At 29.2% G+C, this 15,417-nt stretch carries 15 protein-coding genes; 7 read left to right on the forward strand and 8 right to left on the reverse strand.

Going from position 1 to position 15,417, the window contains the following annotated elements; genetic code table 11:
- The first annotated feature begins 10 nt into the window (after window positions 1-10).
- The 5 genes from QU666_RS04910 (at window position 11) to QU666_RS04930 (ending at window position 5,334) form a co-directional block, all read left to right on the forward strand.
- A complete protein-coding gene (locus tag QU666_RS04910) occupies window positions 11-817 on the forward strand; it encodes an NlpC/P60 family protein (RefSeq protein WP_021770323.1) in 807 nt (268 codons plus the stop codon).
- A 176-nt stretch (window positions 818-993) separates the two neighbouring features.
- Window positions 994-1,992 (forward strand): aspartate-semialdehyde dehydrogenase, encoded by a 999-nt coding sequence (locus tag QU666_RS04915; RefSeq protein WP_021770324.1) that lies wholly within the window; start codon window positions 994-996, stop codon window positions 1,990-1,992.
- A gap of 6 nt (window positions 1,993-1,998) precedes the next feature.
- Entirely contained in the window at window positions 1,999-3,561 is a 1,563-nt protein-coding gene (locus QU666_RS04920; protein ID WP_021770325.1) for an ABC transporter substrate-binding protein/permease, read from the forward strand.
- Window positions 3,561-4,301, forward strand: coding sequence for an amino acid ABC transporter ATP-binding protein (locus tag QU666_RS04925; RefSeq protein ID WP_021770326.1), 741 nt, complete (start codon window positions 3,561-3,563; stop codon window positions 4,299-4,301). Before QU666_RS04920 ends, QU666_RS04925 begins: the two co-directional genes overlap by 1 nt.
- A gap of 241 nt (window positions 4,302-4,542) precedes the next feature.
- On the forward strand, window positions 4,543-5,334 hold the full coding sequence (locus QU666_RS04930) for a hypothetical protein (protein WP_021769443.1): 792 nt from the start codon (window positions 4,543-4,545) through the stop codon (window positions 5,332-5,334).
- Window positions 5,335-5,490: 156 nt separating this feature from the next.
- Here the strand turns inward: QU666_RS04930 and QU666_RS04935 are convergent, their stop codons facing one another.
- From QU666_RS04935 to QU666_RS04955, 5 genes are all read right to left on the reverse strand, one after another.
- A complete protein-coding gene (locus tag QU666_RS04935) occupies window positions 5,491-6,579 on the reverse strand; it encodes a glycerol dehydrogenase (protein ID WP_021769442.1) in 1,089 nt (362 codons plus the stop codon).
- Between the two features lie 142 nt (window positions 6,580-6,721).
- Window positions 6,722-7,348 carry an HAD family phosphatase gene (locus QU666_RS04940; protein WP_021769441.1) on the reverse strand — a complete coding sequence of 209 codons (627 nt, stop codon included), beginning with the start codon at window positions 7,346-7,348 and terminating at the stop codon, window positions 6,722-6,724.
- A 24-nt stretch (window positions 7,349-7,372) separates the two neighbouring features.
- Complete coding sequence (locus QU666_RS04945) at window positions 7,373-8,197, reverse strand: hypothetical protein (protein WP_304984873.1); 825 nt, start codon at window positions 8,195-8,197, stop codon at window positions 7,373-7,375.
- Between the two features lie 107 nt (window positions 8,198-8,304).
- A complete protein-coding gene (locus QU666_RS04950; protein WP_021768451.1) occupies window positions 8,305-10,017 on the reverse strand; it encodes a proline--tRNA ligase in 1,713 nt (570 codons plus the stop codon).
- Window positions 10,018-10,141: 124 nt separating this feature from the next.
- Window positions 10,142-10,924, reverse strand: a complete 783-nt coding sequence (locus QU666_RS04955; RefSeq protein ID WP_036069990.1) for a hypothetical protein — start codon at window positions 10,922-10,924, stop codon at window positions 10,142-10,144.
- A gap of 133 nt (window positions 10,925-11,057) precedes the next feature.
- On the opposite strand from QU666_RS04955, the gene QU666_RS04960 reads away from it, so the two are divergent.
- Entirely contained in the window at window positions 11,058-12,377 is a 1,320-nt protein-coding gene (locus QU666_RS04960; protein ID WP_021768449.1) for a hypothetical protein, read from the forward strand.
- Between the two features lie 124 nt (window positions 12,378-12,501).
- Window positions 12,502-12,930 carry a hypothetical protein gene (locus tag QU666_RS04965; protein ID WP_021768448.1) on the forward strand — a complete coding sequence of 143 codons (429 nt, stop codon included), beginning with the start codon at window positions 12,502-12,504 and terminating at the stop codon, window positions 12,928-12,930.
- Window positions 12,931-13,089: 159 nt separating this feature from the next.
- On the opposite strand, the gene pcp is transcribed toward QU666_RS04965, so the two are convergent.
- Genes pcp through QU666_RS04980 form a run of 3 tightly spaced genes read right to left on the reverse strand, consistent with a single transcriptional unit; the run spans window position 13,090 to window position 15,377 of the window.
- Window positions 13,090-13,731 (reverse strand): pyroglutamyl-peptidase I, encoded by a 642-nt coding sequence (gene pcp, locus QU666_RS04970; protein WP_021768447.1) that lies wholly within the window; start codon window positions 13,729-13,731, stop codon window positions 13,090-13,092.
- A gap of 24 nt (window positions 13,732-13,755) precedes the next feature.
- Window positions 13,756-14,697 carry a DUF979 domain-containing protein gene (locus tag QU666_RS04975; RefSeq protein WP_021768446.1) on the reverse strand — a complete coding sequence of 314 codons (942 nt, stop codon included), beginning with the start codon at window positions 14,695-14,697 and terminating at the stop codon, window positions 13,756-13,758.
- Window positions 14,697-15,377, reverse strand: coding sequence for a DUF969 domain-containing protein (locus QU666_RS04980; protein ID WP_021768445.1), 681 nt, complete (start codon window positions 15,375-15,377; stop codon window positions 14,697-14,699). The genes QU666_RS04975 and QU666_RS04980 overlap by 1 nt, the downstream gene beginning before the upstream one ends.
- Between the last annotated feature and the right edge of the window lie 40 nt (window positions 15,378-15,417).

Genomic DNA, 15,417 nt, shown 5'->3' on the forward strand with positions numbered 1-15,417 from the left:
AGTCGTAAAGATGGTAAGAAAATCAGCAATAACAATGACTTGTATGTTATTAACAGTAGGATGTACAGGGTTGCAAACAAAAGGAGTTAATGAAAGTGCAAGTGGTAACAAAAAAAGGAACAACGATAATAAGTTTTCAACATCAGATAATGTAGATAATGAAAACATTACTATTGAAGTTGTGCAAAAGAAAAAAAATACTAACGAGAATGAAACAAAATATTCAAAACAAGAAACTACTAAAGTAGAAAAATCAAATAAAAATAGCAATGCTTATATAGATGAAAGTATAGACAATTTAAGAGTAACAAAGTTATTTGATGAAAACAAGTTAGTAGATCGTTCAATGCCAAATTCACAATTAGTATTACAAAAACTATCTGAACTAAAAAGAAAACATCAAGAAATATTAAAAAGTGGAACATTTAGTGAAAAGAAAACAATGAAATTACAAAATGAATTGTTAAAATCATATAGTAACTGGAAAGGAACTAAATATGAGCTTGGTGGAGATTCAGAGTATGGTATGGATTGTTCAGCTTTAACTCGTAGAGTGTATCGTGAAGTATATGGATATGAATTACCAAGACGAACTGTACAGCAAATTAAAATGGGTGCTCATGTCTCAAAAGAAAATTTAAAACCTGGAGATATTGTATTTTTTAGACCAGATGAGAAAAATAATCATACAGCAGTTTATTTAGGAGACACACTTTTTATTAATGCTTCATCGTCTAAAGGAGTTGTAATTTCGACTTTGGAAAATACATACTGGAATAAATACTTTAAATACGGTGTGAGAATAAGAGAAGTTTAATAAAATTTAAGAAATATGTATTTTTAGATACATATTTTTTATTATTTTATTTTTCATGTTGAAAAAGACGCGAGAATAGTGTATTATATATACATTAGATTTAGGGTAATTAATAATAAAATAATTAATTCTTAGGTAGATAAACCTTAATCAAAAAGTTTTTAGGAGGAAAAATAATGAAAAATTACAAAGTAGCAATTGTTGGCGCAACAGGGCTTGTTGGAAGAACATTTTTAAAAGTTTTAAAGGAAAGAAACTTTCCAGTAGAAAAATTATACCTTTATGCTTCGAAAAATTCAGCTGGTAAAAAAATTGAATTTAATGGAACAGAATATACTGTTATTGAACTAAAAGATGACACAATAGCTGATGATATTGATGTGGCTTTATTTTCGGCTGGTGGAGGAGTATCACTTGAATATGCTCCAAAATTTAAGGCAAAAGGTGCAGTTGTTATTGATAACAGCAGTGCTTGGAGAATGGATAAGAATATTCCGTTAATAGTTCCTGAAGCAAATCCAGAAGCACTGGAAAATCATCAAGGAATCATTGCAAATCCAAATTGCTCAACAATTCAGGTAATGCCTGTATTAAAAGTTTTACAAGAAAAATATGGATTAAAAAGAGTAATCTATTCAACTTATCAGGCTGTGGCAGGTTCTGGACAGAGAGGACTTGATGATTTGGAAGCTAATCTAAAAGGAGATCCTTCAAAAGGGTATCCTCATCAAATTGCATTTAATGCATTGCCACATATTGATGTTTTCTTAGATAATGGATATACAAAAGAAGAAGAAAAAATGATTAACGAAACTAGAAAAATATTAAACTTGCCAGATTTAAAAGCAACTGCGACTTGTGTGAGAGTACCAGTTAGATATGGACATGCAGTATCTGTAAATGTCGAATTAGAAAGACCATTTGAATTAGAAGATGTAATTCGTGCATTTGAGGAAAAAGAAGGAGTTATATTACAAAACGATGGTAAGAATAATGTTTATCCAATGCCTATAAATGCTCAGGATACTGACGAAGTTTATGTTGGAAGAATTAGAAGAGATTTTTCAGCGGATAATGCTCTAAACTTGTGGGTTGTGGCAGATAATATAAGAAAAGGTGCCGCTACAAATACAATTCAGATAGCTGAAACTTTAATAAAAAAAGGAGCATTATAATAAAATATGTTTAGTACAATAAGAAATAAAATATTAATATTATTAGTTTTTGCAGCAACTTTCATAACAGGCTACAGTGATGATATAAAGGTTGGGATGGAGTGTGGATATGCTCCTTTCAACTGGTTTCAAAATGATGCTAAAAATGGTGCTGTAAAAGTTGATGGAGGTTATTGTGGGGGATATGATGTTGAAATAGCCAAAGTTATTGCAAAAAAATTGAATAAAAATTTGGTAATTGTAAAGACGAAATGGGAAGCATTGCTTGGCCCTGCACTGACTTCTGGAAAAGTTGATTTAGTTATAGCGGGAATGTCCGCAACGCCTGAAAGACGGCAAAGCCTGACTTTTTCAAAATCATATTATGAATCAGATTTAGTAGTAGTTGTGCAAAAAAATGGAAAATATGCAAATGCCAAATCAATTAATGATTTTACAGGAGCAAAAATTACAGGGCAATTAAACACACTTCACTATGATGTTATTGATCAGATGAAAGGTGTACAGAAGCAAACTGCAATGGAAAGTTTTCCCGCTATGATAGTAGCATTAAATTCAGGGAAAATAGACGGATACATATCAGAAAGACCGGGAGCTATGGCGGCTCAATTTTCAAATCCTAATTTAAAATTCATTTCATTTGATAAAAATACAGGATTTAAATACGATACAGAAGAAGTGAATGTAGCTATTGGAATGAAATTGGGAAATACAGAGCTGGAGGAAAAAATCAATAAAATATTAGATGAAGATTTAACTCCTAAAGTACGTCAACGTATTATGGAAAAGTCTATACAAAATCAGCCAAATGAAGCCTCACATTCATTTTTTGGATGGGTAATATTTTTTATTAAAAATAAATGGATGACATTTGTCAAAGGTACAGTTTCAACACTATATATTTCAATTACGGGTACAGTAGTTGGATTTTTCATTGGATTACTGGTTGCATTATTAAGGTATTCAGAAGCAGAAATTGATGGACAGTCTCATAAGTATAAAAAAACTGGATTAAAATTCTTAAACTGGCTTTCTTCAATCTATATTGCTGTATTTAGAGGAACCCCAATGATAGTGCAGTCAATGGTAATTTATTACGGATTATCACAAGTATTTCATATTAATCTGTCACCAATGGTAGCAGCACTGTTTATTGTATCAATAAATACAGGTGCATATATGAGTGAAATTATACGTGGAGGGATTGATTCCATTGATAACGGACAGTTTGAAGCGGCAAAAGCTATTGGAATGACGAATTTTCAGTTGATGCAAAGTATTATTTTTCCACAGATGTTTAGAAATATTTTACCAATGATTGGAAATGAACTTATTGTAAATATTAAAGATACATCTGTATTAAATGTAATAAGTGTTACTGAACTGTTCTTTATTTCAAATTCTGTTGCGGGAACTTACTCACGTTATTATGAAGTATTTATTATAACAAGCGTGATTTACTTCTTCTTAACGTTTACATTATCATTAATCTTAAAACAAATCGAAAAACGAATTGACGGACCTCAACATTTTGAAATTTTGGATGATGCTAATGGGGAGGAGAAATAATGAGTAAAAAAGTTATTGAAATAAAAAATATTAGAAAAGATTTTGGAAAGAGAACAGTTTTAAAGGATGTAAACTTTGATGTTCATGAAAAGGAAGTTGTAAGTATAATCGGTTCGTCTGGAAGTGGAAAATCAACACTGTTAAGATGTATAAACTTGCTTGAAAAGCCTACAAGTGGACAAGTTTTAATTCATGGAAAAGATGCAATGGCAGGAGATGTGTCGCTTGTTACGTTGCGGGAAAAAGTAGGAATGGTATTTCAGCAGTTTAATTTGTTTAATAATTTGAGTGTTTTAGAAAACTGTGTAATCGGACAAATGAAAGTTCTGAAAAAGTCAAGAGACGAGGCTGAAAAAATAGCAAGAGAGTTTTTGGCAAAAGTAGGAATGGAACGTTTTATTCACGCAAAGCCAAACCAAATTTCGGGTGGTCAGAAACAACGGGTGGCAATAGCAAGAGCATTGGCAATGCAGCCAGAAGTTTTACTGTTTGACGAGCCGACATCGGCGTTGGATCCTGAAATGGTTGGAGAAGTTCTAAAAGTAATGAAAGACTTAGCAAAAAGTGGACTTACAATGATTGTAGTGACGCATGAAATGGATTTTGCCCATGATGTTTCGAGCCGAGTTGTGTTTATGGATCAAGGTGTAATTGTGGAAGACGACAAGCCTGAAAATATCTTTGAAAATCCAAAACATGAAAGAACTAAGGAATTTTTGAGTAGAATGTTGAAAAAATAGATTATAAATAAATTATAGAAATTAAAATTTTACAAAAAAATATAATTTAAAATTATTAAAAAAGATCTAGAAAGCCTTTAAAATTAAAGAAATTTAAAAATATAAAAATTATTACTGTTTTATAAATTATATTTAAAAAATAAGAAAAAATGAGAAAATTCCTTGAAATTTTTTTAAAAATAGTGTAAAATAGTAAAGGTTAAAAAAAATAAATAGGAATTATTAAAAATAAGGAGAAAAAATGGCTAAAAAAAATGAAACTAAATTAGCTTTGACTGAAGAAGAAAAAGCAAGAGGGCTAAATGCTGAAGAAATAAAAGGACTTTTAATTAATAAAGCAATTTTAGAAACAGCTAAAAAATATGACTTCAATGAAGAAGAAAAAGAAGAATTTGAATACTTCTTTAAAAATGAAAAAAACAAATTCTTTATTGCAAAAGCAATTGAAGATAAAATTTCTGTAAATGAAAATGATGTTACAAAACTATATACTGAGAATAAAGCAAATTTTGATGCACAAAATATTCCATTTTCAGAAGCAAGAGAAATTATTCAAAGAGATTTATTAAATCAACAACTTGTTACACTTGAAGCTGAAGAATTAAACAAATTAGTTGAAGAAATGGAAGATAAAGTAGAAATTACTAAAGAAGAAGTATTGTTCTCTAAAGGAAATTCTGAAGTATTAAAAACTTTAATTGTTGGAAAAATAATTGCTAAAAAAATGGAAGAATCAAACTTTGAAGAAAATAACAAAGATGATCTTGAAATTATTAAAGATAATGTATACATCAATTATTATTTAGACTTAGAAGTAAGAAAAAATGTAAAAGTTACTCAAGAAGAAATTGCTGAAATTTATGAAAATGAAAAAGCAAAATTAGGAAATGTAACACCAAACAGTGCATACCAACAAATTGCTAACGCATTGGTAAATAACAGAGCTATTGAAGAAAGAAATAAATTAATAGACAAAATTTCAGAAGAATATAAAATTGAAGAAATAGCAAAAGAATATACTGAAGCTAAATAGAAGTTAATAAAGTAATTATATAAAAACTTGGAAAGTAATAATCAATTTATGAAATCCAAGTTTTTTAATTTATAGAAAAAATAAGGAGTACAGTATAAGTACTCCAAAAATTATTTGAAAATTTTAAGCTAATTTAAGCAAGAAAAGAAATAAAGATTAGTTTTTTCCCAATTCATCTGCTACTAATATTGCAGCAAAAACATCATCGGCAGTAACTTTGAATGGCATATTATGGATTGTTTCACCTTCGGCTGTACTTGCTTTTGCCACTTCATACAGTCTTTCTTTAGAAACACTTCCCATTCCTAATTCATCCAATGTTGTTGGAAGCCCTACACTCTTACAGAACTCTACAACTTTTTTGATTTCACATAGACATCTGTTTTCTAGAACTAATTGCGTAATTGTTCCGAATGCAACTTTTTCTCCATGATACATGTGGTGTCCTTCTTCCAGAATTGTAAGTCCATTATGAATAGCGTGAGCTGCCGCAAGTCCTCCACTTTCAAATCCAATTCCACTTAAATAAGTATTTGCTTCGATTATATTTTCAACAGCTTGTGTAACTACTTTATTTTCCACCGCAATTTTAGCTTTTAAACCATCTTGGAACAGAGTATCTTTACACAATTCTGCGATTGCAATAGCAGCTTTTGTAATGCCACCTCCAGCGATTGAAGAAGCATTTGAATCAACACAGGCTTTGGCTTCATAGTAAGTGGCAAGTGCATCTCCAATTCCAGCGACAAGAAGTCTAGCAGGTGCATTTACGATTACATCAGTATCCATTATTACCATATCAGGATTTGCCTTTAGGAACAGATATTCTTCAAATTCTCCATTTGGAGTGTAGATTACTGACAAAGCACTGCATGGTGCATCTGTTGAAGCAATTGTCGGAACGATGAAGACAGGAATATTTTCGTAATATGATACTGCTTTTGCCGCATCAAGAGTTTTTCCTCCACCGATTCCAAATACTGCATCACATTTTTTTTCTTTTAAAATATCAATATTTCGGTTAATTTCATTTTTTGAACATTCTCCGCCAAAAACTTCGATATGGTAGTTTACGCCTTCTTTTTCAAAACTTTCAACAATTTTATCCTTAAAATTATCAAAAATAAATTTATCTACTAAAAGATATGCTCCGCTGTTACCACGTAATTTGTAATAAGTTGCCAAATTGGCAATTTCATTTTTTCCTTGAATGTATTTTGATGGTGAATTAATAATTTTTGTCATAAAAAATCATCTCCTATAAAATTTAAATTTATTTAATAATATTATAGTGTATTTTTTCACAAAGTCAATAGGAAATTTAAAATAAAAATCAGAAAAATATTCAAATCTAATGTTTGAGGTAACTCTCTGATTTTTAAATTTATTAAATTTTCAAAATATTTTTCAACTCTGCTTCTAATTTAGTGTAATCTGGTAAATGAAGTCCTCTGATTCCTTTATTTTCAGCGGCTTCAATATTTTCCTTCACATCATCAATAAACAAAGTTTCTTCTGGGATTAAGCCAAATTCATAAAGAAGAGTGTCATAAATTTTTTCTTCTGGCTTTAAAAGCTTGAAATAGCATGAAACTAGGCAGCCTTCAAATAATTTAAAGAAATCGTTGTGTTTAAAGACATATTCGTATGAATCCTTGTGAAAATTTGAAAGCACATATAATTTGTATTCATAATGATCTCTTAATTTGTAAAGAAGCTCAATATTTTCTTTTATAGGCTTTAACAATTCAAAAAAATCCTTGTCAAAAAAATTATCAATTTCAGTAGCCAAATGTGGACTTCTTTCCTTAAAAATTTTCTTAGCTTCAGGATAAGTCAAAGTTCCCCTGTCAAGCATTAACCATTCTTTTGTATTAATTACATTTTCATGAAATGCCTCTCTTTTTTCTTTAGGTAATTTTTCTTCTAAATATGTTTCTTTATCAAATTTTATTAAAACATTTCCTAAATCAAATACTATATTTTTTATTTTTTTAGAATTTATATTTTCCATTTTGTTTGCACCTCTAACTATTTTTTATTTTATATTTTCTTTTTGTTTTTGATAATCGACATTTACAAAAATAATGGATATTAAAGATATAGAATATATTGCGGACAAGGCTGGGACAAAATTTTCTATAAATACTTTAAATACTAACATTCCTATGTTCTTAATGTCTATATGCAACCCAATTATAAAGAACGCTACTACTATTTTAATTATTTCTTTTATAATAACAAAAGCAATATTTTCAATTAAAAAACAAACTATATATCGCCATCTGTTTGATTTGGAAACTTTTAAAGTGTATTTCAATGTTTTTCTCAAAGATAAATCTTTTGACATATGAACTTGTAAGAAATAAATAAATACACAAACCATAATGGCTGTAAAAATTAATGTAATTAATAATATTTGACTAGTTAATAGAAATAATAGATAAGAATAATTATATTGAAAAAAATTCATATAAAAATTGCATATCGTTATAATTAAAATAGGTATTGAAATTATAATTACTGTAATAAATGCTCTTATATAAGATTTTAAAATATTATAGTTTTCTTTTTTATCAGTCAGCTTAAAAATAATTTTTCTGTATAAAACCCAGTATGTTGCATATAGTGGGTATGTTAAAAAATGATTATAAAATATATATTTAGTATTTTCTTTTAAATCTAATTCCACATCAGTTTGTAGTTTATTTTCCAACATTGCAGAAATCAATAAAATAGAAAAAATTAAAAAAATCCACCTTTTCTCTTTTTTTATAAAATACCAAAATAGTTTAAATGCTTCGTTGAAATAATCAAGAATAGAGATATAACTGTTTTTTAACTTTTCTTTCAATATTTTCATTTCTTTCTCCCAATCCTAATTAATATTTTTCCTTTTAAACAGGTATTTTAATCTGTTGCACATAATGTACATTCTTCTTAGATATAGAATTTATGTGTCAAAGATTTTTACTCAGCCATAAAGTTATTCACAAACTTTAAAACTTCCTCAATTTTTACATCCGTACTTTCCCCAGTTTTTCTATCTTTCACTTCCACCATTCCATCAGCTGCACCTTTTCCAACAACTATTTTTAATGGGAAACCAATTAAGTCGGCATCTTTAAATTTGAATCCTGCTCTTTCATTTCTGTCGTCTAATACAGTTTCAATTTTATTTTGATTTAGTTCATTATACAATTTTTCACCTATATTTACCTGTGTTTCGTCTTTCATATTGGCAATTATTACGTCAACGTGGTAAGGGGCTATTGCTTTTGGCCAGATTATACCGTATTCATCGTGGTTTTGTTCAATTGCGGCTGAAATGATTCTTGACATTCCCATTCCGTAACATCCCATTTTCATAACTGCCTGTTTTCCATTTTCATCAAGAACAGTAGCATTTAGGGCTTTTGAATATTTTTCCCCAAGTTTGAAAATATGCCCAACTTCTATTCCACGTGCAATTTTTAGTACTCCTTTTCCATCAGGGGAAAGATCTCCAGCTCTTGCAGTTCTGATATCTGCAACTAAGTCGTATGCCAAATCTTCAATATTTACGTTTACATAGTGGTAATCAGCTTTATTAGCGCCTAAAGCAAAGTTTCTTACATATTTTACAGTTTCGTCAATTACAACGTATAAGCCTTCTTTTTTTTCATAAGAGCCTGCATATCCAGCAACCAGTCCGAATTTTTCGCATTCTTCCTCGCTCATCATTTCAAGTTCTGTAGAAGCTCCAATTACATTTTTTAATTTTATAGGATTTACATCCAAATCTCCACGAATTAGGGCTAGCACAAATTTTTCCCCATCTTCAAGAACTTCCTTCAGCATTACTGCCTTTACAGTTTTTTCTTTAGGGATATTAAAGAAATTAGCCAGCTCTTCAATTGTTTTTGCATTTGGAGTTTCGACTAATTCTTTTGGAAGTTTTTCTTCATCGCTTTCCTTTAATTCAATAATGCTTGTTGCTTTTTCAACGTTTGCCGCATAATCTGAAGAGTCACTGTATAAAATATCATCTTCTCCGCTTTCTGCAAGCACCATAAATTCGTGCGAAGCATCACCTCCAATAGAACCAGTATCAGCCTCGACTGCCCTGTAATTAAGTCCCATTCTTTCCAAAATTCTTGAATAAGTGTCTTTCATATTCAAATATTCCTCATCAAGCGACTCCTGTGTCAAATGGAAGCTGTAGCCATCCTTCATCACAAATTCCCTTCCACGCATAAGACCGAATCTTGGACGCATTTCATCCCTAAATTTTGTCTGAATCTGATAAACGTTAAAAGGCAGTTCCTTGTATGATGAAATCGAATCTCTTACAATATCTGTAATAACCTCTTCGTGAGTAGGTCCAAGCGAAAATTCCCTTTCGTTTCTGTCTTTTAATCTCATAAGTTCAGGCCCATAAGCAAACCAACGCCCAGATTCTTCCCAAAGTGAAGCGGGCTGCAGTACAGGCATAAGAAGTTCCTGAGCCCCGGCTCTATCCATTTCTTCCCTCGTAATATTCTCTATTTTTTTAAGAACTCTATACCCAAATGGCAAATAAGTATAAACCCCTCTCGTAAGCTGCTTAATCATAAATGCTCTAAGCATAAGCTGATGGCTCACAATTTGAGCCTCTTTTGGTGCTTCCTTATATGTTTTTAAAAATGCTTTTGATAATCTCATATTTTCTCCTTCTATATTTAATTTTTATTGTAGTGTAATGCTTATATTGTATATTTTTTTTGAATTTTTAGCAATAGTTTTTTGAATATCTTTGTGTAAATATCAAATATTTATTACAAAAAAATTAATTGGTAATTTGATATTTTTCTGTACTAGTAAGTTTTGAATTTTTATAATATTCAAATTGAGATAAATCTTTATTAACTCTGTATTCCCATATATTTTTAGGTTCTTCTAAAAATAATGAATTGTCCTTTTTGTAAATTGTAAAAGTAATCTGGTTTTTATTATTTCTTACTATTAATTTATTGTTTTCAAGAGTAAAAGTGTATTCTATTTTTTTGAAATCATTGGTAAGCGACCAGATAAATTTATTATCATTTATTTGTTTTACATAAAATGCCATATTCATTGGAATAACTACTAAAAATCCTCTATCTGTTGCATAATTTGTTATTTTGTAAGTATCTGGACTTATTAGTTTAGTGTCGCCTCCTACTATGTTTAAATTATTTTTTGATTCAGCTCTGTCAGATTTTACATTTTTTTTATAATTGGAGTAAAAATCATTTTCATCATAACGAATCACATCGCTCGAATATTTTATTTTCCCTTTTTTATTTGTTTCATAAACTTTAAAATCCTTTTTTAACACATCAGAAAAAAATTCATAGTAATTAATAATAGCAAGTCGTGTTGGAATAAAAGCTAAATAGTTTCCAGCATTTAACTGTGCAAAGTATGCTTCTTTGTCTTTAGAAGCATTAACAACAGTTGTAAAAGGTAAAGTTGCAGTTGACATTCTCACATTAAATTTTTCAAAATTATTATAAGTTTGAGCATTATCAGCACTTAAAATAACTGAAAATAACAAAAATTGTAAAATTAAAAAAATCTTTTTTCTCATTTTGAAATCCTCCATAATTTAGTATTATTTTATTATTATAACTTTATTTAAAAAGAATGTAAAGGTAGATTTTGGAATTTAAACTATTTTGGGGTATAATAAATCTATAAATATTTAAAAAAGGTGATAAATTATGTTTTTGGGAAAAAATAAGGAAAAATTGTCAGTTGAACTGCTAGATATGGCAGTTGACACATCTGAGGTAATTAATATAAAAAATTCAAAAGTAGTTTATATAAATGGTGCAGGGAAACTTAAAGAAGTTTACAAAGAAGTTGAGGATCTAAAAAATAGTTATCTTGCTCAAATAAGATTAAATGATATTCCATTAATTCAAATAAATACAGACTATTATATTTCTACAATAGAATGTTTGCTTGCAACAGGATATGGAATAGAAAATGCAAATTGTAAAGAAATTTTAGAAATACAGGAAAAAATAAACTCGGATTTTATTTCATTGGAAGATTCTATAGAAACAATAACTCCTTTGTTAAAACTTTTAAATAATGGATTTTATATGATTGCCGATGTGGAATGTTATCCAACTGATGGGAATGGAAATTTTTTCTGGAATGTTCCTAATGATTTGGTTTTAAATCCAGCAACAGCTATGAAATGTCTGAGGGATGATGATTTTACTTATATCGGAAGACAGCCAGTATATTTATATCCAACACAGACAACGGATGCTTATAATTCTGAAAGAGTTGATTATTATATTGAAAAATTAAAAAAAATGAGCGATAACGAACCTAGAGCTATTGTGTATAATTGTGGAGAATTTATAAATTTTATAATTGATGGACATCATAAAGCCTGTGCTGCCGCTTTACTTGGAAAACCTTTAAAATGTATATTAATAAAAAAAGCTGGTTATTTTATGGAATCTGAAAAAGGTAAGTGGGTAGATAAATTGTATTTCTTTTCACTTTACGAAAAAGTAACATCTAAAAATGTTCCTAAAAAATATTTGCCGTTTAAAAAAAATGAAATGAAGATAGAAAAATTAAATGAAATAAAATTGGAAGATGGAAGAGTGAATAAACGTAAATGGGAAAATAAATATTTAGATTCTGTAGAAAATTATCCATCTCTTGAAAAATATGCAAATATTGTAAATGCTTCAATTAACTTTGAATTTAAAATAACAGATGAATTAATAAAAAAATATGTGAATATTTTTGATGAAAATAGTCAGAAAATGATGAAAAAAATTATTTATATTTTGATGTATACAGAAAGTCTCGAAAAATTACAGAAAATTGTTATAAAATATGCTAAAAATTCATTAAATCATAAAATTGATAAAGATTTAAAATTAATGATTTATAATATTTTATTTCAAATGAAGAATAATTCCGAAGTAGAGCAGATATTTATTGATTATATAGTTTATAATGAAGATAGGGATGATCCTGTTTTGGAATTGATTAATTCTTACTGGAAATAGAAAAATCATTATTAAAGTATAAGTTTTAAGATTTGGAAATTTGTAAAACATGTGGTATAATTACCTTAGAAGAACATAAAATTATTTAAAATTACTAAAAAATTATAAAAAGGAGAGATTTAAAATGAAAAAACTTATTTTATTGGGATTATTGGCATTTTCAGTTTTTGGAGTAGCAGAACCTTCTAGGGATGAAAGAGGTGTGCTGTTTATGAGTGAAGAAGAATGGACAGAATTTTATAACAAAGATGGTCAGGAAGTAGCCGCTTGTGTGCCAATTGGATCTATGATTATGGAAGAAAGCTACATAAAAGATGGTAAGAAAATGACACATACTTTGGCAGAAGTACAAAAGGGTATTAAACAATTTAATGAAATGTTAGGTGAAGCTGGACTTCGTGATATCAATGGAGGAAAAGATAAAATCCATGAGTTTTACTATGCGGCAGTATGTAAAAGACCTACACAAAAGCAATATGATTTAGTAGGTTCTCCAACATTCAAAAAGACAATGGAGAGAATTTTTGAAACTCATAAAGTTATAGAAGATTAAAAAAGTAATTTTTGTGATATTAAAATAAAAAAAGTTATAAATCTGCTTTAAGTTTATTTTATTAAGGCAGATTTTTATATTGCCTTATTATTTTTTAGATTTAAAAAGTATAAAAAAATACGGACTAAGTTAATTAAATAGTCCATATTTTAATTTACCTTAATGTAAAGCTCCACCTACTTTTTTTATGTCTTCATTATTTTCAACAATAGCCTCAATAGCTGCAGTTAATCCCTTAACAACAGTATTTGAGTCCATTGATGGCATATTTTTTTTGTCTACAACTTGCTCAGGAAGGTATGGGATGTGAATAAATCCTGCTCTTTTATTGTTGTATTTTTTGTTTACAAGATAAAGGATACCGTATAAAACATGGTTACATACAAAAGTACCAGCAGTATAAGAAATAGAGGCAGGTATATTATATTTGTGAATGTTGTTAACCATAGCTTTAACAGGTAAATTTACAAAATAAGCATTCTCTCCATCCGGATAAATTGGTTCATCAATAGTTTGATTTCCTTCATTGTCTGGGATTCTAAAATCATCAAGATTTATTCCAATACGTTCAATAGATATGTCAAATCTTCCACCAGCTTGTCCAATTGATAATATAACATCTGGATTGTGTTCTTCGATAGCTTTTTCAATTTTTTCAATAGATTTTTTTCTTACAGTTGGTATTTCAAGTTTTATAATCTGTGCCCCTGCTATTTCATTAGGCAGTTTTTTTACTGATTCGATAGCAGGATTTACTGGTTCACCTCCAAATGGATCAAAACCTGTTACAAGAATTTTCATTTTACTTTTTCTCCTTTCAGACAATTATTTTATTCCAAATAAAAGTAGCATTAGAATAATATGAACAACGAATAATGCTAAAGCCATAGGTAGTTGCGTCTTAATAATTCCATTTTTATTTTTTATTTCAAGTATTGAAGCTGGAACGATATTAAAGTTTGCAGCCATTGGAGTTATAAGAGTTCCACAGTAACCAGCAGTCATTCCTAGAGCACCAATAACAGCAGGATTTCCACCATGTTTTAAAATAAATGGAATACCGATTCCAACAGTAATTACTGAAAATGCAGCAAAAGCATTTCCCATAATCATAGTAAATACAGCCATTCCGATAGCATAGATAACAATTCCGATAAATATGTTACCTTGTGGAACTACTGATGATATAATTTGAGAAATAACATCTCCAACTCCTGCTTTTGTAAAGACAACACCAAGTGCGGCAAGAAGTTGTGGTAAAAGAGCAGTTGCTCCAATTTGCATAAGTAATTTTGACGTATCGTCAGTTGTTTCACTAAGTTTTGGTTTGATAATTAGCATTGCAACTAAAAGTGCTATAAGAGATCCACCACCGATACCGATTGCAGGTGGAATTGCAGTTTTTCCGATTTTAAATTGCAATATTAGAAAAGCAGCAGTACCTATTAATATTGCAGGAATAAAAATTTTGTTTTTTAATCTTTCACTTTGTGCAAGTTTAAATTGAGCAGTTACATTTTCAAAACTTCCTATTTGTAATTGTTTTGTAATAGTAATTAAAGCTAAAATGATAAGTAATCCACCAGTAACTTTATATGGAATAATTTTTCCAAAAATAAATGTAATTCCTAGAATAAACCAGAATAAGAATGTTCCAATTTTGGCTTTTTCATTTTTTAATCCTCTAATTGCAGTGGCAACACTTACAAGTCCGCAAAGAATATAAATAATTTCTGCTATATTGCTTAAAGTTTCTTTTAATGCCATTATTTATCCCCACCCTTTCCTGCTTTTATTTTTTTGTCATATATATACACTTGAATAAATGTAAATATTATAGCAACAATTCCAATTAGAGTAGAAAATAGAGCCAATTTTTCTAATGTAACATCATATCCATTTTCTTTTAAAGTTGTTTGAATTAATAAAAGTCCAGATGCACCGATAAATATGTTTTGTGCAAAAAAGTTACCATAATTTTCAATAGCGGCACTTAAACTCTTTAAATCTTCATTTTCCTTTTCAGTCAATTCCTCTTTTTTGTGAGATTTTGCTGCGGCTTCAGCCATTGGGAAAATAAGAGGACGGATAAACTGCACATGTCCACTGATTCTAATTGATAAAGCACTCGCAATTGAACGAATAACCATGTAAAGTCCTAAAATTCTACCAGCAGTAGCATTTTTAAGATTTTCAATGAGTGTTGCACTTCGTTCTCTTAACCCATATCTTTCTAAAATAGCTATAACAGGCAAACTAATCAGAAAAATGGACATAAGTCTATTGTCAACAAAAGCCTTTCCAATAATTTCAAGAATTTCTCCAAAGTTCATATGGGCAGCAAATCCAGTTCCAATTCCTGCAACAAGTACAACTGCCAGAACATCAAGTTTTAAAGTGAATCCTACTACGATAATAACAATACCTATAAGTATCCACAAGTTCATAAATATTCCTCCTAATTTTGTATTTTCTAAGTATTGTTAT

The organism is Leptotrichia sp. HMT-225, assembly GCF_030644325.1.
GTDB classification, from domain to species: Bacteria; Fusobacteriota; Fusobacteriia; order Fusobacteriales; family Leptotrichiaceae; genus Leptotrichia; species Leptotrichia massiliensis.